At 25.8% G+C, this 21,448-nt stretch carries 21 protein-coding genes; 13 read left to right on the top strand and 8 right to left on the bottom strand.

Annotation, left to right across the window (positions count from 1 at the left end; genetic code table 4):
- The gene (locus ACR82Z_RS04745; protein WP_435129484.1) at nucleotides 1–735 is read left to right on the top strand and encodes an MAG0110 family membrane protein; all 735 of its coding nucleotides are present in this window, start codon (nucleotides 1–3) and stop codon (nucleotides 733–735) included.
- A gap of 105 nt (nucleotides 736–840) precedes the next feature.
- Here ACR82Z_RS04745 and ACR82Z_RS04740 read toward each other — a convergent pair whose 3' ends face one another.
- Entirely contained in the window at nucleotides 841–1,248 is a 408-nt protein-coding gene (locus ACR82Z_RS04740; RefSeq protein ID WP_435129481.1) for a hypothetical protein, read from the bottom strand.
- Between the two features lie 141 nt (nucleotides 1,249–1,389).
- Here ACR82Z_RS04740 and ACR82Z_RS04735 point away from each other — a divergent pair, with 141 nt between their 5' ends.
- Nucleotides 1,390–2,148, top strand: a complete 759-nt coding sequence (locus ACR82Z_RS04735) for a hypothetical protein (protein WP_435129478.1) — start codon at nucleotides 1,390–1,392, stop codon at nucleotides 2,146–2,148.
- A 13-nt stretch (nucleotides 2,149–2,161) separates the two neighbouring features.
- Here the strand turns inward: ACR82Z_RS04735 and eno are convergent, their stop codons facing one another.
- The gene (gene eno, locus ACR82Z_RS04730; protein ID WP_435129475.1) at nucleotides 2,162–3,523 is read right to left on the bottom strand and encodes a phosphopyruvate hydratase; all 1,362 of its coding nucleotides are present in this window, start codon (nucleotides 3,521–3,523) and stop codon (nucleotides 2,162–2,164) included.
- A 272-nt stretch (nucleotides 3,524–3,795) separates the two neighbouring features.
- Between eno and ACR82Z_RS04725 the strand changes: the two genes are divergently transcribed.
- From ACR82Z_RS04725 to ACR82Z_RS04715, 3 genes are all read left to right on the top strand, one after another.
- Nucleotides 3,796–4,557: a hypothetical protein gene (locus ACR82Z_RS04725; protein WP_435129473.1), complete on the top strand. Its 762-nt coding sequence runs from the start codon at nucleotides 3,796–3,798 to the stop codon at nucleotides 4,555–4,557.
- Between the two features lie 393 nt (nucleotides 4,558–4,950).
- Nucleotides 4,951–5,463, top strand: coding sequence for a transposase (locus ACR82Z_RS04720; protein WP_435129470.1), 513 nt, complete (start codon nucleotides 4,951–4,953; stop codon nucleotides 5,461–5,463).
- A gap of 35 nt (nucleotides 5,464–5,498) precedes the next feature.
- Nucleotides 5,499–5,885 carry a DDE-type integrase/transposase/recombinase gene (locus ACR82Z_RS04715; protein ID WP_435130649.1) on the top strand — a complete coding sequence of 129 codons (387 nt, stop codon included), beginning with the start codon at nucleotides 5,499–5,501 and terminating at the stop codon, nucleotides 5,883–5,885.
- 56 nt (nucleotides 5,886–5,941) lie between these two features.
- On the opposite strand, the gene ACR82Z_RS04710 is transcribed toward ACR82Z_RS04715, so the two are convergent.
- Entirely contained in the window at nucleotides 5,942–7,126 is a 1,185-nt protein-coding gene (locus ACR82Z_RS04710; protein ID WP_435129467.1) for a hypothetical protein, read from the bottom strand.
- Between the two features lie 27 nt (nucleotides 7,127–7,153).
- Here ACR82Z_RS04710 and ACR82Z_RS04705 point away from each other — a divergent pair, with 27 nt between their 5' ends.
- Nucleotides 7,154–7,690, top strand: coding sequence for an HNH endonuclease (locus ACR82Z_RS04705; protein WP_435129464.1), 537 nt, complete (start codon nucleotides 7,154–7,156; stop codon nucleotides 7,688–7,690).
- A 236-nt stretch (nucleotides 7,691–7,926) separates the two neighbouring features.
- Here ACR82Z_RS04705 and ACR82Z_RS04700 read toward each other — a convergent pair whose 3' ends face one another.
- From ACR82Z_RS04700 to ACR82Z_RS04685, 4 genes are all read right to left on the bottom strand, one after another.
- Nucleotides 7,927–8,604: a hypothetical protein gene (locus ACR82Z_RS04700; protein ID WP_435129461.1), complete on the bottom strand. Its 678-nt coding sequence runs from the start codon at nucleotides 8,602–8,604 to the stop codon at nucleotides 7,927–7,929.
- Nucleotides 8,591–10,726 (bottom strand): type I restriction-modification system subunit M, encoded by a 2,136-nt coding sequence (locus ACR82Z_RS04695; protein ID WP_435129458.1) that lies wholly within the window; start codon nucleotides 10,724–10,726, stop codon nucleotides 8,591–8,593. Before ACR82Z_RS04695 ends, ACR82Z_RS04700 begins: the two co-directional genes overlap by 14 nt.
- A gap of 128 nt (nucleotides 10,727–10,854) precedes the next feature.
- Nucleotides 10,855–11,853 carry a hypothetical protein gene (locus ACR82Z_RS04690; RefSeq protein WP_435129455.1) on the bottom strand — a complete coding sequence of 333 codons (999 nt, stop codon included), beginning with the start codon at nucleotides 11,851–11,853 and terminating at the stop codon, nucleotides 10,855–10,857.
- A gap of 50 nt (nucleotides 11,854–11,903) precedes the next feature.
- Entirely contained in the window at nucleotides 11,904–12,941 is a 1,038-nt protein-coding gene (locus tag ACR82Z_RS04685; protein ID WP_435129453.1) for a hypothetical protein, read from the bottom strand.
- Nucleotides 12,942–13,120: 179 nt separating this feature from the next.
- Between ACR82Z_RS04685 and ACR82Z_RS04680 the strand changes: the two genes are divergently transcribed.
- From ACR82Z_RS04680 to asnS, 7 genes are all read left to right on the top strand, one after another.
- Complete coding sequence (locus ACR82Z_RS04680; protein WP_435129451.1) at nucleotides 13,121–14,536, top strand: hypothetical protein; 1,416 nt, start codon at nucleotides 13,121–13,123, stop codon at nucleotides 14,534–14,536.
- A 1-nt stretch (nucleotide 14,537) separates the two neighbouring features.
- Nucleotides 14,538–15,278 (top strand): hypothetical protein, encoded by a 741-nt coding sequence (locus ACR82Z_RS04675; RefSeq protein ID WP_435129448.1) that lies wholly within the window; start codon nucleotides 14,538–14,540, stop codon nucleotides 15,276–15,278.
- 27 nt (nucleotides 15,279–15,305) lie between these two features.
- On the top strand, nucleotides 15,306–16,037 hold the full coding sequence (locus ACR82Z_RS04670) for a hypothetical protein (protein ID WP_435129445.1): 732 nt from the start codon (nucleotides 15,306–15,308) through the stop codon (nucleotides 16,035–16,037).
- Between the two features lie 131 nt (nucleotides 16,038–16,168).
- Nucleotides 16,169–16,291 carry a hypothetical protein gene (locus tag ACR82Z_RS04665; RefSeq protein ID WP_435129216.1) on the top strand — a complete coding sequence of 41 codons (123 nt, stop codon included), beginning with the start codon at nucleotides 16,169–16,171 and terminating at the stop codon, nucleotides 16,289–16,291.
- A 523-nt stretch (nucleotides 16,292–16,814) separates the two neighbouring features.
- Nucleotides 16,815–17,096, top strand: coding sequence for a hypothetical protein (locus ACR82Z_RS04660; protein ID WP_435129213.1), 282 nt, complete (start codon nucleotides 16,815–16,817; stop codon nucleotides 17,094–17,096).
- Nucleotides 17,032–17,526 (top strand): hypothetical protein, encoded by a 495-nt coding sequence (locus ACR82Z_RS04655; protein WP_435129442.1) that lies wholly within the window; start codon nucleotides 17,032–17,034, stop codon nucleotides 17,524–17,526. The genes ACR82Z_RS04660 and ACR82Z_RS04655 overlap by 65 nt, the downstream gene beginning before the upstream one ends.
- Before the next feature lie 610 nt (nucleotides 17,527–18,136).
- Complete coding sequence (gene asnS / locus ACR82Z_RS04650; RefSeq protein WP_435129440.1) at nucleotides 18,137–19,489, top strand: asparagine--tRNA ligase; 1,353 nt, start codon at nucleotides 18,137–18,139, stop codon at nucleotides 19,487–19,489.
- Nucleotides 19,490–19,517: 28 nt separating this feature from the next.
- Here the strand turns inward: asnS and ACR82Z_RS04645 are convergent, their stop codons facing one another.
- Nucleotides 19,518–21,251, bottom strand: coding sequence for a GIY-YIG nuclease family protein (locus ACR82Z_RS04645; RefSeq protein ID WP_435129438.1), 1,734 nt, complete (start codon nucleotides 21,249–21,251; stop codon nucleotides 19,518–19,520).
- Between the last annotated feature and the right edge of the window lie 197 nt (nucleotides 21,252–21,448).

Genomic DNA, 21,448 nt, shown 5'->3' with positions numbered 1-21,448 from the left:
ATGAATGATATAAATTTAAATGCATCAGGAATCGAAATAGATATAAATATTGAAAGAAAAAAGAAAGCAAAATTATGAGGAATTTCCTTAGCGGTATTAGGTTTTTCTTTTGCTTTTGTTATAACAATTTCGTTAGTGATTCAATATTTTTTAAGAAGAAATAATAACCCCCAAATAGCACTTATAATGTTATGAGTAGGTTTAGCAGCATTGTTTGTTTTATCGCTTGTATCAGGTTTTTTATATAAAATTAAAAGTAAATTTATTTATTTTTATTATCTGTTTCAGTTAGGAACATGGATATTAATATTTACAGGAATTTTATTTTTCTTTTTGCAATTTTATAAATTAGATACAGTTAGATTTCTAGGAATAAGCTTATTACCAATTTTAATTATTGGAGTTTTTGGATTAATAGGTTATTTTGAAGTAATTAAAATAAAATTCTTATATGCTTTTATAGGTGTATTATCAATTGCTTTAATTGTAATGTTTTTTATATCAATATTTGCTTTTGGTATTACTTGATATTATTCAGCAGTTGCTATTGTATTGATTGCAGCGATGACAGCAGCTGATATATATCAAGTACGTAAAGAATTAAATTATGTGGTCTATACAGATTCTAATTTTCAATTTAAATATGCATTAAGTGTTGGTATAAGATTATTTGTTAATGCAGCATCGATATTATTACAATTATTAATGTTAATAATGGGAGCAAGTAAAAAATAAGTGGTTATACTTATTTCCAAAATGCAATCTAAAAAGCTACACTATAAAAATTAAGTTATTGTGTAGCTTTTTAGATTGCATTTTGGGACATCACATTGTGATGTTTTATATTGCTTTTTGTTCAAATGGTTTTGATTTCTCACTTAAATTGTTAGTTTCATTAATCTTAGTAGATAACATAGTATTTAATATTGCTACAGGGATAATAAATAAATCAAATAAAACCGGAACAAGTAAAGTAAGAACAAATATAGATATAGAATAATAAGTTATATCTTGTTTTTCTTTGTTATTAATTTGGTAACCAAAGATTATGGTATTTAAAACAAGGACTGGTATATAAGTTAATATAGATAAAATAACAAAAGCTAAAAACACAATATATACATATGGAAAACCACCAAATATCATTGCTAAGTAAAAGACAAAAACAAGTGTTATAAATAAGATGATAACATAACTTAATATCGTAGATGTTAATGATAAATTATAAGTTTTAGATATTTTTTTCATTTTTCCTTTCTTTATAAGTTAATAATACAAAAAAAAAAAAAAACTGAAGCAAAATATTAAAGAATGACGCTCGGGAGCACCACCCCGACGTCCTACTTTACTGCTTTATTATTAAATATTTTTATATATAATTAAATAAAGATGAAAAAAAACAAAAAAGAAATTGAAATACTCGCTTTAAAATTAACTCATAGTTCTTGCGTGATAGAGAATAATACATTTACATATCAACAAACAAAGGAATTATTATCACAAAAACAAATAAATTTTAATGAATACAGTACTAAAAAACTAAGAGAAGTGTATGAGTTACTAAATTTTAAAAAAGTAATTTTATATATTTTGGATAATTATAATAATTTAAAAATAGATAACGAAACAATAAAACTAATTCATAGTATTATAATGAATAATATTATAGAAAATAAAGGATTATTTAGAAGACATAATGTTGCAATTAGTGGTTCGTATGTTAGACCTTGTGATTATTCAGTTGTAGAATATAAATTACAAAACTTAAATGCTAAATTTAAAAAGGCTATATATGTTTTAAATGTGTTTTATTTGAAAATAATGTATAATTTAGTAATGTCAACAAAAGATGAAAAACTCAAACAACTAAAATTAATAACAAATTCATGAATAAAGTCATTTACTGACCTTCCGAATGATGTTAAAGAAGTATTAGCATCTTATATTACTTCATGAAATAATAGTAAAGATATAACAATAGAAAAACCTAAATATTGTCATAGATGTGGATACTGTAAAGATACACAAGCACGGTTCAACAAACAACATCGCCTCGTTATAGAATGTTTAGATTGTAAGAAAACTTTTGGGACCTTAAAAAAGTTGTGTATTCATAACTGAGTTATCTTCACAAAAAAGATTTTTTAAAAAATATTAGCCATTATTTTTTAATATTATAAAAAGAATTAATACCTTTAAAAGTTGCTGTATTTCCTAGTTCTTCTTCGATTGCTAATAATCGATTATATTTAGCAATTCTGTCTGTTCTAGACATTGATCCGGTTTTAATTTGTCCTGTATTCATAGCAACCGCTATATCTGCAATAGTGCTATCTTCGGTTTCCCCTGAACGGTGAGATACAACAGCAGTCATATTTGCTTTTTGAGCCATTTGGATAGCATCAAAAGTTTCTGTTAATGAACCAATTTGGTTTACTTTAATCAAAATAGAGTTCATTGATTTTTCTTCAATAGCACGTTTAAGGATTTCGGTATTTGTAACTGTTAAATCATCACCTACAATTTGAACTTTATTTCCTATTTCAGCAGTAAGTTTTTTAAATCCTGCTCAATCGCTTTCTGCTAATCCATCTTCTATAGAAATAATAGGGTATTTTGAAACAAGAGATTCAAGGTATTTAATCATTTCATCAGTTGTATAAGTTAATTTAACATCATTTAAGTGTTCAAAACCAGGTTTTTTAGATTCGATTGCTTCTTTAAGTTTTCCGAAAGTATATACACCATCTTTGTATAATTCTGATGAAGCACAATCCATTGCGATTGCAACAGCATTTTCTCCAGATGTAGCTGGTTCATATCCAGCAAGTTTAATAGCTTCAACTAAAAAATCTAAAGCTTCCTCGTGTGATTTAAAGTTTGGAGCAAATCCACCTTCATCACCCACTTGAATACCGTGTCCGTTTTTCTTAAGTAACTTAGCTAAGTTATGGAAAACAAAGTTCGCCATTTGTAGTGCTTGGCGTAAAGATTTAGCACCTACTGGCATAATCATAAATTCTTGGAAATCAAGGGTATTAGAAGCATGTTCACCACCATTAATAACATTTAACATAGGAAGTGGTAATTGATGTGAGTTAAAACCTCCTAGGTATTTATAAAGTGGTAATTGTAATTCATCTGCAGCGGCTCGAGCAACAGCTAACGAAGCACCTAAGATAGCATTAGCACCTAATTTAGATTTAGTTGGTGTTCCATCTAAAATAATCATTCTTTGATCAATTAAACGTTGCTCAGTAACTTCAATACCTTCAATAGCAGGAGCAATAATTTGGTTAACATGATCAACAGCTAACATAACTCCTTTTCCACCGAATCAATTTTTTTCATACTTAGAACCTTTATCTCTTAGTTCTAAAGCTTCTCTTGAACCAGTTGAAGCCCCCGAAGGAACCATTGCTGAACCAAATCCACCTAATTCAGTTGTAACTTCTACTTGAACAGTAGGATTTCCTCGAGAATCCAACACTTCACGTGCATGTATTTTTTTAATTGCTGACATTTATGTCTCCTCTAAAATGTTATATAAATTATGTTATTTCATATTTTATAAATATTAAATATTTAAAAAATTATATAACATATTTTTTTAATAAATAATAAAATATGTAGGAAGCAAGGATTGTGTGTTTTCACAAATTTTGCAGATATCAAAAAGAAAATATGTTTTTAATAAAAATTTCTGGTATTAATATTTCTTTTTATGTAAAATAATTTTGTAAGAAATTAAATAAGTAATTTGATTCTTACAAAATTACTAAAAGGAGAATAAAGTTGAAATACAAATTTAAGAAGTTCATTTTTCCTTTTTCATTAGGTTTAGTTTTATTAAGTGCTTCTTGTGCATCATCAGTTAATTCTAAAAAAGAAATAAAAGATTATGAGATATCAGATATAACAAAATTTAAATCTCTTATTTCTAAATATAATAAAGATAATAATATCCAAACAATTTATGATCCTTATTTTACTTACTTTTGATCAGGTAATACAGAAAATAAAGGAAAGTTTAAATATATCTTTGATCATAAATATGAATTAATTACATCTGAGCAAGAGCTAGACGAAAAATTTCTAAACAAATTTAGTCTAGAGACAGCAAGGGTATTTAGCTGAAGAAATCACATACAAACAAATTTAAAAATATACTTAAATACATTAACACAACAACAGTTTCAACAAAAAAATAGAGAAAAATTCAAAGAAATTTATTTAAATAATGAAGATATCAATAAATTTTTTAAAACTAAAAATTTATTAATGTATGAAAGTTGAACTCGGGGTCCTGCTATTGATGAAATAAGTCTTGTTGTCGATGATAAAAACAAAGATCAAATAAATTTACACTTTAATGTTGTAGATACAACAAATTTAGGAGTAAATTATGATATACCACTTTATAATATGATGTCGGAATTAAAAATGAATATAAAATACCTTGATAAAACAAAGACAATAACTATAAATCCTGAATTAAACAAAGATCAAACAAAACAATTTTATGAGTATTTGAAAAATTTATATAAAGATGAATAATAAATACACAAAGAGAACATTCTTATAAGTGTTCTCTTTGTTTAAGACAATTGGTTTTTGAGCGAATTGAAATTCAAAAGAGCAAAGAAAAAATAATCTATTAACCTAAAGTAGGACAAAAAGATTAACAATTAATTCTGTTAATTTTTTTGTTTTATTAATAGGATTAACCAACACCCCTAGGGGTGTCCGCGCCCAAAAATATTAAAGAAAGGAAAGCAATGTCAAAGCATTTTAAGAAGGAAGAATTTGATAAAATTTTTGAAATTTATTCAAGTGAAGGAACCGAAAAAGCTTTATATTTTATGAAAGAAATCAGTCAAAATTAATCTTTATTAAATCAACAAGTTTAAGAAATAGATTGAAAAAATTGTTTCATATTATAATTTAAATATGGAAAATCAATTATTAACCAAAAGTGGTTCACAAAGAAAACCAGGTTCTGGAAGACCGAAGAAAGACAAGAAATCTAAGGTTCCAAATTTTGAAAAATTTACCAGACAAGATCTAATAATTATCGCGACTCGATACTATGAAATCGCAGAAAAAATGGATAAGAATCAAAAGAAAAATGAGTCTCATGAATTAGAAGACTTATCACAAACTAAGACAGCAGAAATATTAGATGCAACTAGACAAACTATCTCAAAATGAAAAACAAATTCAATAAGCAAAAAGGAAGAAAAATACGAGCAGTACAGAGAAATAATCCTGAAAGTTTTTTACGAAAACAAGCAAGTTTATGGTCGTGTAAAAATGTCTATTGTATTAAGAGAAAAATACGGAATATACATAAATTACAGGACTTTAGGAAGAATAATGAAATATTTAAATATAAAATCTTTTGTTCGTAATAAGAAAAAGTTCGTGAAAAGAAGAATACAAAATTTCAAAAAGAAGATCTAGTTAAAAGAGATTTTAATGATAAAGATTCTAGAGGAATCATCGCTACTGATGTAACATATATCCCTGCTCCTGCTGACCTAAAACCTTTCCAAAACCATATATTCTTATCTGCAATTATTGAACATAAAACTAAAAGAATTTTAGGATATTCAATATCCACCAAAAATGATTTAAAACTTGTTATCGATAACTTTAAAAACATTAAAGATTTTAATCGTGATTCTTTTATAATCCATTCGGATCATGGATATCAATATACTTCAAAATACTATATTGATATGATAGAAAGAAAGAATGGAAAAGTATCATTTTCAAGAGTTGGTAATTCTTTGGATAATAGAGAAATCGAGTATTGATTTTCTTGCTTAAAATCAGAATGACTAAAAAGGTTGATTATTCAAAAATTACTTTCGATGAATTAAAAAAACTAATACACCAATACATAATTTGATATAATACAAAACGAATTCAATCTGTTTTAGATTGAAAATCACCTCAGCAATATGCCGAGATGATACAATGTTAATTTTCTGTTAATTTTTATGTCCTTGTTTATTTTCTCTCGACTCTCTATACTAAACATCTCGAGATCATCTAGTAAGATAAAACTATAATTTGATTGTATTTTTTGAAAGAACAATGAAAGTTCAATTGCGATAATCTGTCTTTGTGCTCGATTTAAATTTTTGAACTCGATGTTGTCTTTTTTGATGATTACTTTTTCTCCTTTATCATCTGATGCAATTTGTATTTCAAAATTAAATGAATGTTCTTTAATAAGTTTATTTATCTCTTTAGCGATGCGATATTGGAAAATATTAATAAACAATAATGCGATTGTGTATTTATCAACTTGTTTTTGTGCTAAGGGATGTTGACTTTGTTTTATAGTTTTAATCATCTCTTGTGCATACGCAATAATAACTTTCGATTCTTCTTGTTTGCTTACCTTTTCTCTTGCTATAAGTTCTTGGTAGTTATTAATTAGGTTATTAAAGAATTCTAATCGCTTTTTGGCTTCTTTAAGTAGTTTATTATAAGTATCATAAGTTGCTTTATAGGTATCTGCGATTAATAGCTCAGATGTGTCTTTAAAGAACTCGCTATATTGATTATACTTTAGTTTCTCATTCAAAAAGTTTTTGTAACTGTCTTTAAAGTCACTGGTTTTGAAGTAAGAATTAATAAAATAATATAACTGCTCTTTTGGTTGTGCTGCTAAAAATGCTACAGGGGTGCATAGTGCTTTGTAATCTTGATCATACATATTAATTAAGTTTTGAACTTTAACAAAAAACCCGTTGTCTCCTACTTCATATTTATACACTTCATCATTTATACATATAATTCACTCATTCTTTTTTAAAAGAAAAACAAATGTCCCTGTTATCTCGTTATTTGTAAGAACTTTTAATTCTAAAAAAATAAGTGCTTGGCGTTCTACTCCGTTCTCATCGATTCTGTTGATATTTTTTGCTAGTGATCCATCATATCTTTTTTTATTATTTAATACATATGATATCGCATCAAGGATGCTGGTTTTACCAATCCCATTTGCTCCTTGTTTTAAAATTCAATTATTAGTGTCTTCTGCTTTTCAATTAAAACGTTCGATCCCTTTGAAGTTTTCAATGTTTATATAATTAATAACTAATCTTTCCATGTTTGCTCCTTATAATATAATTTTTATATGATTAATTGAAACCGTCCTTATGCATCCAAAGAATGAAAGGCGCTTCGTGATGCTCATCTTAACAAATGGCCTTTTTGCTCCAAATGTTCTACAACCTTAAATTTACAAGTCGACCATATCATAGAACACCAAGGTGATATAGATAAATTTTTAGATCCTAACAATTTACAAACTTTATGCGATAGATGTCACGGATCTAAGTCACTACAATATTTAAAACTCTCTAAATTACCTAAAAGCGAACTTGTTTTATATTTATATTTCGGTGAAGGTATAGATTTAAAGAATAATAAATTTGTGTTTTTTGAAGTTGATAATTATTTAAGATATAGCAATAAATTAATTTATAAATTTAAATACCTACCACTTGAACCTTATTTAATTAATAACTTACTGGACTTTATTTATGCGATTTTTTTAAAACATCGCCACATTTATATAAATATAGAAAGTAATAAAGATATTTGTCACATTAAGGAATTAATATCTTATAAACTTTTAAATGCTCAAAAGAATGTTCGCGCATTAACTTAATAACTTCCGGTATTTGATATATATAGCAATGTTGCAGTCTTAATAAATAACTTTCGCAAAATATGCATTTATGTTGTTTTGTTTTTTTAATAATGCTCTTGTAATCTTTTCTTTGAAATATAAGTCACTTAAAGAACTTTTGATTTAACTTTTTAAACATAATAATTCTCCTATATGATTAACTAAAAACCCACACCTATATTTAGATGTGAGTCTTTTATTTAGAGGCTAGTTAACTATATATATATATCGTTTATATTGTTAACATCGATATCTCTAACATCTATTTGTCCAGTTACAACTTCGTTGATAAGGGATTTAGATAGTTGATCAAGTAATTGGATGTGTTTTTGTTTTTTATCAATTATCTTATTTATTTCATTTATTTTTCAATCTAAAAACTTAGAAATTTGAATTTGTTCTTGGAGGGGAGGGAATAAAGAATATAATGACAAAAAACTACTTACAGTTATGCTATATCTAACATTTTTTGAAAATCTTTGCAAGGTTCTACTTCGAAAAAGATAATCAAATAAATATTTATAATATCTTACAAATCCATTTTTTACAACAAAAGCATCATAAGTAGCACTTATGATTCCGTTATAATTTGATACATCTGAAAAAACAGCAGATAAATCTAAATCAAATAAACAAAGAACAAAATCGTTTTGATTGATTATTTGATATTTAGCAAAATTTGCAGGTTTTCTTCCTTTGTTTTTTAGATCATCTTTTGGTTTAACTACAATTCCGTTAGTTGATAGAGAAAGAATATTATAATTTTTTCATTGTTCGCCTGATATATCTATTTTATGTTGAAAGATGAATTTATTTCTCTTTAGATTTCAATGACTCGGTATTTGTTTTAAAAAAAGAAAATCTACATCCTTATATTGCTTATACTTGTTCATTGATATCCTTTAAAACATCAGAAATATATCCAGATGTTTCTTTTTCTAAGTCATTAATTTTCTTAATTATATCTGTAACTTTTTCTAATTGATAAGGTTTATAGAAAACTTTAGTAAAACTTATTTCATATCCTATTTTTGTTAATTTTTCGTTAACAAAAGCATCTGGGAAATAAGGAAGCACTTCATCATTAATAAATTGTTGTATACCACCTTTATAGTTCATAGGAACGATTTCTTTATCTCTAAGTTGTGGATCTGGTACAATATTTTCATCTTTATCATAAATAATATCTGCATTTTGATTTTTTTGTATACATAAAGAAAGTAACCCTGTGTCTTTAAGTTTTTGAAATGTTAATTCTTTTATATTGTAATTTTTTGCTAATTTATTGTATTTGTATTTAAATTCTGTTGTATTTAAATACAAATCTACAGATTGGAGTTGTTTTAAAATTTCAAAATGTGCAGACATCTTTTCTTTATCTGTTAATTCAGATAAAGAAGTTTTAGTTTTACTTAAACCAAGTTGTGTTAATTTGTTTATGAGTTCGGTATCAGTTAAACCGCTAATTTTATTATATAAAGATTCCATCTTGTTAATATTTTCGTTACTTAAATTAATTGCTTCCTTTAAAGGTCTATCAACTGTAATTTCATAGTATCCAAAAAATTCGTTATTAAAAATTTTTGAATTCTCTGTTTCTTTAAAATCTTGATATAACTTAAGAATTTCTAATTTATTTTCTTGTGATATTTCTATACTTTTCTGACCTAAATTAGCTTTCATATTTGTCTTAAGTTCTGTAGCATCAATAAGTTGAATTTTACCTTTTCTTCTTTCTTCTTTTTTGTTCCCAAGAATTCAAATATAAGTAGGAATTCCTGTATTATAAAATATATTTTTAGGCAAGTGAATAATCGCTTCTAACAAATCATTTTCAATAATATATCTTCTAATATTATTAGGTCCACTCCCTGCATCTCCGTTATATAAAGCAGAAGCATTATGAACTTCGACAATTCTGCTTCCAATACCACTTTCCTCCATCTTAGAAATATTGTTAAGTAAAAACAACATTTGTCCATCGCTAACAGGTGGGATCATATTTAATTGTGTATTATCTTTTGCTTTTGCTAAAAACCTGGAATCAGAAACAGTTTTTGTATCAGTAGTAAGTAGTGCTAAATCATTTTCTCAATTTTTACCATAAGGGGGATTTGATAACATAAAAGTAAATTTCTCACTCTTAAATCCATCATTTGATATAGTAGAACCATATCTAATGTATTCACTATCATTAGAGTTTCCCTTGATCAGCATATCTGCTTTTGCAATAGCATAAGTTTCAGCATTAACTTCTTGTCCATAAATTAAGACATCGATTTGTTTATTTCTTTCTGATGCATGCTGTTTGATGATATCTGAAGCGACTGTACACATTCCTAAAGTTCCGCAAGCACCATCATAAAGCATATATGTAGCTTCTTCCATTTTATCTATTACTGGCAATACAGCAAGTTCACCCATTAGTTCAACCACATCACGAGGGGTAAAGTGTTCTCCGGATTCTTCGTTATTTTCTTCGCTAAATTTTCTAATAATTTCTTCAAACACAGTACCCATTGCATGATTATCTAAACCAGGTTCACCATCGATGTCGTTAGGACTTAAATTTATTTTATTTGAAACAAATTTTTGAATTATGGTAAATAAAACATTGCTATCAGAAAGTTTATCAACTTGGTGAAAGAAATCAAATTTTTCTAAAATATCCCTAACATTCACTGAAAATCCTTCTAAGTAACTGATAAATTTAGCCTTTAACTTTTGTTGTCCAGATTCATTTAGCATATTTCTTAAGAATAATTTGGTTCTATTAAAATAAGGCAATTTTTCTAATGCAAGAATTTCATGATCATTTAAATTTTTACTTTTACATTCATCGATTAACTTTTCGTGTTCTTCTTTTTTAGTTTCCAAATAAGCATCAAATCTTCTGATAACAATCATCGGAAGTATAATGTCTTTATATTTTCCTCTTTTATATACATCTCTAAGACTTTCTGCTATTGATCAAATAAAACTAATTAATTTGTTGTGGTCTATGTTTTTTTCCATAATTTGTCCTTATATAGTATGTTTGAAATATCAAAATAATTATATCATAATGATATAAAAGTCATTTAAACTTTTTATATCTGCAAATTTTATGGAAAAGAAATATGCACTTATACTTACAATATTAATTACACCAACACCTTATTAATAATTTCTTTAGCCTTTATTTTATTATTTTTAGCAAGTTCTTTTTTATAATCGCTATAATTAATTCTTTTTATCTTTTCTAAATTATTTTTAGCATAAATAGTATTTAAATAAGTAAATAAATAGTTATATGATGCAACATTAAAATTATCATTTTTTATATCTACATCATACCCCAGCAAGAACGAACTTAAATTTCTATCATCTTGTTCATCTAACACAGTATACCACCCCAGCACTTCGTTATTAAGTTTTTCATTAGCATCCTTATAGCTAAACTCGAAATTACTATTTTTACCATAAGGTAACATATTTACTAATATTTGTTGTAAGTTCTTTGCTTGAGGAAACACACTTTCAGTCCCAATAAAGTTATTAATATCTAAAATCGCTATTAGAGCACTAGTATATGTATTTAACTTTGTTTTAAAATCATTAAATATCTTTTTTTGATTAGTATATTTAGCATCATTATTTTTATTAAGTTCTTCAATTTTTTCAATCTTGCTTGCTTGTTGATCACCATTTTTCTTATAATCCATAACTTTAAGAGCATCATTTAATTTTTTTAATGCTTGCTTATATTCTATTAGAGCTATAAAATATTTTCTTTGATTATCATCGACGGCCATAAATTTACCACCAGCATCCGTTGCTTCATCCACTATCGATATCGGAGCATATAAAAATAAATTCTTAGTTTGTAATTTCTTAATATCTTCACTTGGATCTTTAAGGCCGTAAAGAGCATCATTTTTTAAAATCTTCATCCCTTTATCATAACTAAATACATCCATTTTTGGATCATACACCCCGTTTAAATTAAAAGTATAAGGTAAAAAAGTATACTTAAAACTATCACTTTCACTTAAATTAATCATTTGTTGTTTTAACTTATTTTTTGCTTCATTGCTATAATTTTTTAATGAATCAGCACTATTAATATAACTAAGATCATACACAGGATCTTGACCATCCAAATAATTTTTATCACTACTAAAACCAAATTGTAAGTATTTAGTATTATTGTTTAAATAATCGCTATATGAAATGTTTTTATTTTGATTAGTCCTTTATCATAATCAGCAAATACATATGAAAATCATGTTCTTATTCTTTGTGCATAATAATTACCGTTTACTAAGTTTAATAATGGTATATCTTCAGGCTTTGCTTTAATATTTTCTTGTTGATCATCTAAACCAATAAATTTTTTTGCAAAATTTCTTAATTCTTTAAATGCATCAGTTAATATTTTTACCCCAGATTCTTCATTAGGAGTTGTTGCAAAATATCTTAGATATTTACTTTGATATTGATTATAACTTTCATTAGCAAACTTATCTAAATCACTATCACTTATTAAATAATTATTATCATCATCTTTTTTGATTACAGTATAAGTATTTTTACCACTAGCTAACTTTAAATATGCTAAAACTTCTTTATAAAAATTTTCTTTTGTTTGTTCATCGATATTTATTTTATCATTTACCACATCGTTAATTAATTGATATAAATCCCCGTTATAATTTCTTTCACTAACATTGATATTTAACGCAGTACCTTTTAATTTCGCATCAGCAGGATGAAAGTCGAACTCTTCTTTTGCTCATTTTTCAAACCTTGCTTTTTTAGTTTGATACAAACTATCACTTTGTATTTTAACATCATATGCTTTAATAATCGCATTATAATCATTTAAATTCATATATGGATGACTAATATGTGCTTTTCAATTTTGCACATCAGTTACATCATAACTTTTAAGAACATAAGAAGGCTTTGCAAACCAATAATCCCAATCTTTTAAGAACGGATTATTATCTTTTTGTCCATCATATTTATAATAATTATCATTAATCTTATTTTCTTTTACAAACGACTCGATTGCTTTATCCCTTAATTCTTGTGGAGAAGGCTCTTGTTTTTTGTTCTTATCATCTGTTCCAGAATCACCCCTACCTGGTTTATTTGTATTAGCAGATGTAGTTGTTCCACAACTTACTGCGATAGTAGAAGTTGTTAAAGTTGATAATATCAATAAAGTTTTTAATTTTTTGTTCATATAACCCCTATATAGACAAATTATAATGAATTATTTTATATAAGGAATTTATATCACAAAGAAATACCGAATCAATAATACATATACAACATACATATCATAAAAGTGAAATAAATTCAACAAATAAACCACTTATGTTGGATTCTTTGATAGAATTATTTATATAAGAAAGGAATAAAATGAAGAATATTATTTTTAAAATAGGTGATGTCACTTCTGGTTTGAGCGGGTTAACTGGTATAAACAACAATGATGTAAAATTCGAAACAAGTTTTCCAAAAATTATGGAACACCCTAATAAGGATTTAAATATAGAATATATAGAAAAATTATCAAAGAATATATTTAAAAATAAAGAAAATATAATAGATAAAATATCGGAAGGAATTATTAAAAAGAATAAAAGTATTAATAAAGTAATTAGTGAAATTTCCTTAGATGATTATAAAGAAATAATGAATAATTTTTTGGATATTTATAAAACAAATAATCTGATTACAAAAGACCAACAAGAAAATATAAATAACTATCTTAACGAGACAGGATATAAAAAATTTAAGAACGAATTAACAAAGTCCTTAAATACTTTTAAATCTGGTGTACATACAGTTAAAAAAGAAGTAGCAAAGTTAAATAATAATGAATCTACAATACAAAGAACCGTTCTAGATGTAAATAAAGGTTATGTAATAAATGTAGATAGCAATGAAATTAATTCAAAAAACCTAACAAAACAATTTTTTGAATTAGAATCCAAATCACAAGATATAAAACAAATTTATATAGATATAAATGATAATATACTTTGGTATAACAATATAATAAAAAGATTACTAAATGCACAAATAGCGATGTCTGCTGTATCTATATTTAGTTTTTTTGCAGGTATTTTTAGCTTTGGATTAGGTTTTTTTGGTACTGCATTATCAGCAGGTGCATCCATAGGATTAAGTGTAGCGATTAGTATATTAGAATCCAGAAGAGATAAATATATAAAGAATCATAAATTATTATCAGAAATATTTCAGTTTCCTAAAAAAAGTTCAACAGATGAAGCGTTATCAGGTTATTCATATGGTAAAAATGTTATTTCTGGGTGAACTTGAAATGTTTTTTCTGCAGTAAAGAATTATAAAGGTAAATTTTGAGCAATTGAAAAAGTACCATATAAAACATTTTTCAAAAAAGCTTTTTTACATACAACAGGATTTGTTCTTGATTCAATTGATATCTATTTAACAAAAAGAGAAATCGATAGTATGGAAGATAAAAATAAAAAGATAAATAACTTTTTATCAGAATTAGAGAATCAGTTACAAACAATAGGAATAAATTTAGAAAATATTAAAAGAGTTGAATGAGTAGTAGTAAAAGAGACACCACTTGATAAACCTTATAATCAAGGTGGTAAAGGTGGAAAGAATTTAGTTTTTAAGAATCTTAAAACATCTGAGGTATTAACCTTAGAGCAAATGCTAGCAAAACATGATTGAATGCTTTATGCATGAGGGATGCAAAAGATATATAATAAAAAATCAAATGAATGATATATAAGAAAATTACCTAATAAAACAAAAACAGATAATTTAGGATAAAATGTTTGAATATGTTTTTATTTTGTTGATAATAAATGCTTGTTTTGCTGTTATTTTCTATCCTGTTTTTATAATTGCATATACAAAAAGATATCAAAGTTTCTTTTTTATAGCAAAAGATACATACAACAGAGATATAAGTCAAAAAACAAAAGAGTATCATATAAACTTTGTAAAGGGATGATATGAGTTTAGAAAGTATCTTATATCTTATAATAAGGAAATTTTCTATTGAGTAATAGCTATAATTTTTCGTTTTGTTACACATATTATCTTAACAATAACATTCATCCTACTAGATAAGTATTATAATAAAAAAACAGCACCAGAAATGATAATAATTTTTATAGTAAACTTTATTACATATATCATTACTGATATCTTTACATTTCATTATTACTTTCAGTGCTTTCATATAGGAAAAAAAGTTAAAAAACACTTTGAAGAAAAAGTCAAAAGTAGCAAAATAATCGATAGTGAATATATGCTTGATAATACCATTTATTTTAACAACGGACTCACAACAAATAATTATATATATTTTAGAACAAACTTTTTTGATGTCAGGGTAAGGGTACTGACAACACAAAGAGTTAAAGAAATATTTAAGGATAGTGCATATGAGGTTTTTGCATTTTTTATTTTTGATATGCACAAATCATGAAAAGATGAGCATAGTGAATATTATCAAGGTTTGTATTTTGATTATGTTAATTTTTTTAACGAAGAACAAAGCGATTAATATACATTTGATATTAAAGGAAGCTTTATGTCGCTATTTTTATTTATATTAATGTGTTTAGGGGTGATTATATCAACAAACATCTTAGTGCTTTCTTTCATTATATTATTTAATACAAACTCATTCACTAATTTCATTATTTATAAGTGTCAAAAACTTGTTAGTATAACAGAAGCAAAGCAAACAAATGTACTATTTAAAGAAGGAGGGCAACTATATTTAAAAGAAAACAAATTTATATTTAAAAATATGATTATGTCTTTTTTTATTATACTTTTATTATTTTTTATAAACGAATTAATTGTAAATTTGGATGCATACAATAAACTTGCATCTCAAATAAAAATAGGTTATTTTAAGGAATGAAGATATTTAGATATTTTCTATGTCTTTTCATTAGTTATAGAATTAGTTTTCATAGTTTTATATTATAAAAAATATAAATATTTATATAATAAATTAACTAAGATATTTGATTACTTTGAATATTCAGATGAACAATATTATCTAAATAACGAACAAGAAGCAAAGTATGATGATAATAAATTTTTATGTCATATTTATTATAAGACTAATAAGATATTTTATATGAATTATAAGGTTATCGATACGGTTATAATAAGAAAAAGTAATAAGTTAGCTATTTATTATTTCTTAATTTTTGGTTATCACTTTAAGCAAATAAATTATGGGAATATAATCTATAAGGATTTATATCAAGCATTTTTATATTATAAAAATAACAATAAAACAAAGTAAATAAAATGCAAAATGAAATATTTAATTTAGAAGATATATAGAAATTAACAACTTTTAACACAGCAAGATCGTGAATTATTAAACAAAATTTTACTAATTACTATAGTATATAATTTTGTAAGGATTTAATAATGAACAATAACTTTGAATTATCTAATTTCAGAAAAACAAGACTGATAAATTTACAAACAGTAATGCAATTTAGTGATTTAACAATACAGAGTTTAGCAAAAAAATCGGAAAATCTCTCGTAACTGTTATTAAATATAAGAAAATTATACAAAAGGGAGAAGAAGTTTATTAAAAAATTTGTTCTTCATAAGAATAGAGATAACATTCATGCCTGAAAATACTCAAATGAAGAGATAAAGAAATTAGCAGAAGATTATAATAATAAAAAACTCCTCACTTAGCGACGGGAAGAGTTCAACAGATTCATATTTGAGTTTGTTTTTATATAATGAAAAAATAAACTCGAATATATCTTACTCTCAATTTCATAAAAGACTAATAAAATTAGGTGTTACATCTGCTTTTGCTTATAAAAGTAAGAAAAATTCTGCAAAAAATATGTAAAGTATGCAAAATTAACGAATAAGGAATATCTTTTTGATAATATGGTTTTTAAAAACCTAAGAAAAAGAAGTAATTAGAACCGAACAAAGACGAAATTTCTCATTTGGTCAAAGGGTAGAAATAGATGGATGCTCACACAAATTCTTAAATAATAAAGAAATAACATTAATTGGTTCCATTGATGTAGCAACAGGTTTAATTTTGTCATTACATTTTGAGAAAAAAGCAGAATCATTAAATGGACATCAATCAAATATTGAAAAAATGATAAATAATTATGGAATTCCACAAATGATTATTACAGATAACAGAAAGAATTTTTATAATTCTGCTGAATCAAATGCTTCTACATATAACGCTGTAAGAGATTTAGGAATAGAATTTATAACCACTTCTGAATCAAACGGAAAACCACATATTGAACGTTTTTGAGATTTTTGCACAAAAGAGAATTCCAAGTTGAATAAAAGACCACAATTATAAAACAATTGAAGAATTGAACCAAAATATAGGTGAATTAATGAATTATTTAAATATTACAAGAAAAAGTGTTATACAAAATCCACAAAGTAATTTCTTTAGACAACCACATAAAGAATACCTAGAAAATTACTTTGATTTAGAGATAAAAAGAAAAATTAATGCTGCTGCAGTAACTTATAATAATGTAAATTATGCACCCTATGAAAATGACAAAAGAATTAAAATTAATAGCAGCACAGATATAAAATTTGTCATAGGAACAGACGAAAAATTATATTTTAGAACCAAAAATAAAAGATATGAAGCAAAACCGATATCTACAAAAGATATGACTCATTATGAGAAAATAGCATTCTGAAAAACGCTCGTAATTAGGGGTAAAAGAAGTACAAATCATATCAAGACTTCTTTCGAGTGGTTTCTCCTTTAATAAATTACTTGATTTAAAAATTAGAAAAATTGCTTCATCTGATAAATATACAGACTGATGAAATAAAAATATTGCAACAAATACTAGATGAACTCGAAGATGCTCGTAAAAAACTCGATAACATCACAAATTTATAAAATCAAACAAACAAAATTTATGAATATTTTACCACAAGCAGTTTTGGGATTTTCCTTTACAGGAAAATCGTTTAAAACATACACATACAAATGTTTTTAAGGGTTTCTCACTTTTACCACTCCTAACCCCGCCTACATAGCAAAATAGGTGGGAATTTTCTTTTTGAAAAAAGAAACAAAAAACTTTATATCTGTGGCAGATACGCAAATATTTTATTTGCTACAAGCTCACTTTTTCAGATTTTGTTTTTTATATTTTTATATAAAGGTGTTTTATTATAAAAAGTAAACAGAAAAATCTTAAATTAAACTTTTTATGGTATTAAAAAAACTGGTAAAAAGTGATTAATCCTGCTTTATGCTATATAATTTTTATACATTGTAACTATGTAAAGTTTTGAATAATATTTCAGAATTAACAACTTTTAACACAGCAAGATAGCAAATTTAGTATAATATAGTAAAGGAGAAAAATGCATACAATAAAAAGTATTTTATTAAAACCTATTTTTTATAACAACTGAGATATTCAAATTCAAGGGTGAGTTTCATCTAATCGTGGAAATAAAAAGATTCGCTTCTTAGAAATAAATGATGGGTCAACCATAAAAAACTTGCAGGTAGTGTTTAAAGGTGATTTTGATTTTGATGTTCTTGATACTTTAAAACCAGGATCCGCTCTTTCTTTACATGGGATTTTGAGAGCTACACCAGATGCACCACAACCTATTGAAATGACTGCTACCAAGTTAATTGAATATAAAAAAGTGGATGAAGATTACCCAATTCAAGCCCAAGAAATGAAACTTGAAACATTACGGGAAATTCCACACCTGCGTCACCGTACAAATGTTTTAAAAGCAGTGATGTTAATTCGTTCAACCTTGGCACAAGAAATCCATAAGTATTTTATGTTTAAAGGATTTCATTATGTCACTACACCTATTATTACTTCTAATGACGGAGAAGGTGCAGGGGAAATGTTTAATGTGTCTGATTCGAATGTGGATGATCCGTTTTTTGGTAAAGGGAACAAATCAACCTTAGGAGTAACAGGTCAGCTTCATGGCGAAAGTTATGCAAATGTATTTAAAAATATTTATACATTTGGACCAACATTTAGAGCGGAACGATCAAATACTAAACGACATTTAGCAGAATTTTGAATGATTGAACCCGAGATGGCTTTTTATGATTTGCATCAAACTATTTTATTATCAGAGGATTTATTAAAGGTTGTTTTAAGAAATACCATGGCTAAACATCCTTTTGAAATGGAGTTTTTAGATAAACTAAGTGATGGAAACTTATTAAATAAAATCCACAATTTTTTAGATTCAGAATTAAAAATTGTGGATTATCAAGATGCATTAAAAGAACTTAAAAAAGTAAAAGATATATTTGAAGAAAAAGATATCCATTTTGGACTAGATTTGGCAAGCGAACATGAAAAATACTTAACTGATGTTGTATATAAATCTCCAGTTGCTGTTATTAATTTTCCTAAATCATTTAAAGCATTTTATATGTATCAAAATGATGATGGTAAAACAGTTGCGGCTTTTGATTTATTAGTTCCCGAAATAGGGGAATTAATCGGTGGAAGTCAAAGAGAAACAGATTATTTTAAAATCGTAAAACGAGTAAATGAACTCGGTATTGATCAAGCTGACTTACAATGATATCTTGATTTAAGACGTTTTGGACATCTTAAATCATCTGGATTCGGGATCGGATTCGAAAGACTTGTGATGTTTATAACAGGGATGGATAATATTCGAGACAGCATTCCATTCCCGAGAACCACAGGTAATATCAGGATGTAAAATAGTGTTTATCCGTTTGTGATAAATACTATTTTTTGTAAAAATAATTATAAACAGATTGGGCTCTACTTGCTCCGATGACTTCTGTAAGATTTTCAAGCGATTGTTCTTTTATAGATGCATAAGTTCCAAATTTAGCAATTAATGCAGTGATAGTTTTTTTACCTATATTAGGGATGTTTAATGACCCTTTAAGTGTGTTTTTTGAATCAGCAAGTTGATGATAATATCTTTTCACATTTTTGTCTACATGTTCTTGTAAAGCAGAGAAATATAAAAAACTTTCATCAGATAATTGAATAGTTTTACCTAAATTATTAATAAGTTTTTGTGTCTTGTGATTATCGTTTTTTACCAAACCAAAAACAAGATTATTAAGATTGAAGTTTTTTAACGCTTCCTTAATCTCGTTTATTTGAGCAATGCCGCCATCAGCAATAAAAACATCATTTGCATTTATTTTATTTTTATGCTTTTGTAAAAAAGAAACAGCATTATAGTAAGTAAATTGTACATCTGAATGCTTATCAATTTTTTGATTGAATTCTGATAATTTATTAAAAGTAGTTAAGTTTTTTATTTGACCCGTGATATCAAAACATAAAGAAGAACCAGCAACATCCTTTTGATAATTCTCAAAAGAATTATCAAAAATAATAAATTTATCTATTTCGGATAAATTTAATTCCTGTTTTAGTTTAATTCATAAAGCTACATTATCTTTGATTATATGTTTTCGTGCATATTCTTTTGCTTGGATTTGAGCATTTGATTTAAGGTTTTCTAATATACTTTTATAAACACCTTTTTGCGGATATAAGATTCTTTTAGCCAGGTTATCATCAAAAATAAGGTTTTCAGATTTATAAGTAAAATCTAGCAAGATTTTGCTTTTTATATCTGGTCGTTTTTTATAGTAATCGTTGATAAATTTTTCGATAAATTCAGTTAGCAAACCTTGAAATTTTCGATTTATGTTTTCAATATAAGTGGTAGAACCGTGTTGGTAAGATCGGATTGAAATAAAAATGTTTTGATTCACTTTTTCAAAAGCAAAAAAATCAAGTGATTTAGTGTTGCTAATTTGTAGAATTTGTGTTTGTAATAATGATTTAATAAACACAGAAGCATTTTTATAAACTTGTGCAAATTCAAATTCTAATTTGCTGCTGTATTCTGCTTCCTTTTGTGCAATTAATTTAATAAATTCAGGCGATTTATTTTTGAAAATATTTTTAATTTCTTCAAGGGCATTTAATCAATACGATTCATCTTTATTGGTAATTTTAAGTCCTTTATAATATAAAAACTGATTACATAAAACATCGTAAAAAGCTGAAAATTGTGATGTAGGTGTAAGCGGACCAAAATAATATTTTAGATTTTTTTTATTTAGATTGTCACTAATATCTATATGTAAACCATTTTTATCAATTACAAACATAAAATAAGGATATGTATTTTTGTTTGTAAGTTTTATATTATAGCGAGGTTGAAATTGTTTTATAAATTTTAATTCTGTTAAAAAAGAATCTCGCTCAGATTTACATATATAGAAATCAAAATCATTTATTTGATCAACCATTACTGGTGTTAATCAAGAATTATTATGTCCTTCAAAATATTGCTTAAGTCTTTTCTTTAGATTTTTAGCTTTTCCCACATAAATAATTTCGTTGTTCTTGTTTTTTCATAAGTAAACACCACATTCATCTGGAACAATTTGATTAATTTTCTCCAATATATGTTCTTTGTTATTCATTTTGCCTCGTTTATTTTTCTTTTTTTGCCTATACCATAGGAAAAAAAGAAAAAAATTACTTTTTCTTTGCTTATTTTAGGAAAAAAAGTTGAATTTTTACTTTTTTTCCTATTTTTTAGGAATAAAAATATGTATTTAGCAATATCTGCTGTGGTAATAATATTATATAATATTAACAATTATTTCTAATATTCTTA

This window comes from Mycoplasma sp. 6243 (assembly GCF_051200785.1).
In the GTDB taxonomy this organism is placed as follows: Bacteria; Bacillota_I; Bacilli_A; order Mycoplasmatales; family Metamycoplasmataceae; genus Mycoplasmopsis.
Note: the sequence above shows the minus strand (reverse complement) of the source record. Positions and strands in the feature narration are given on the sequence as shown.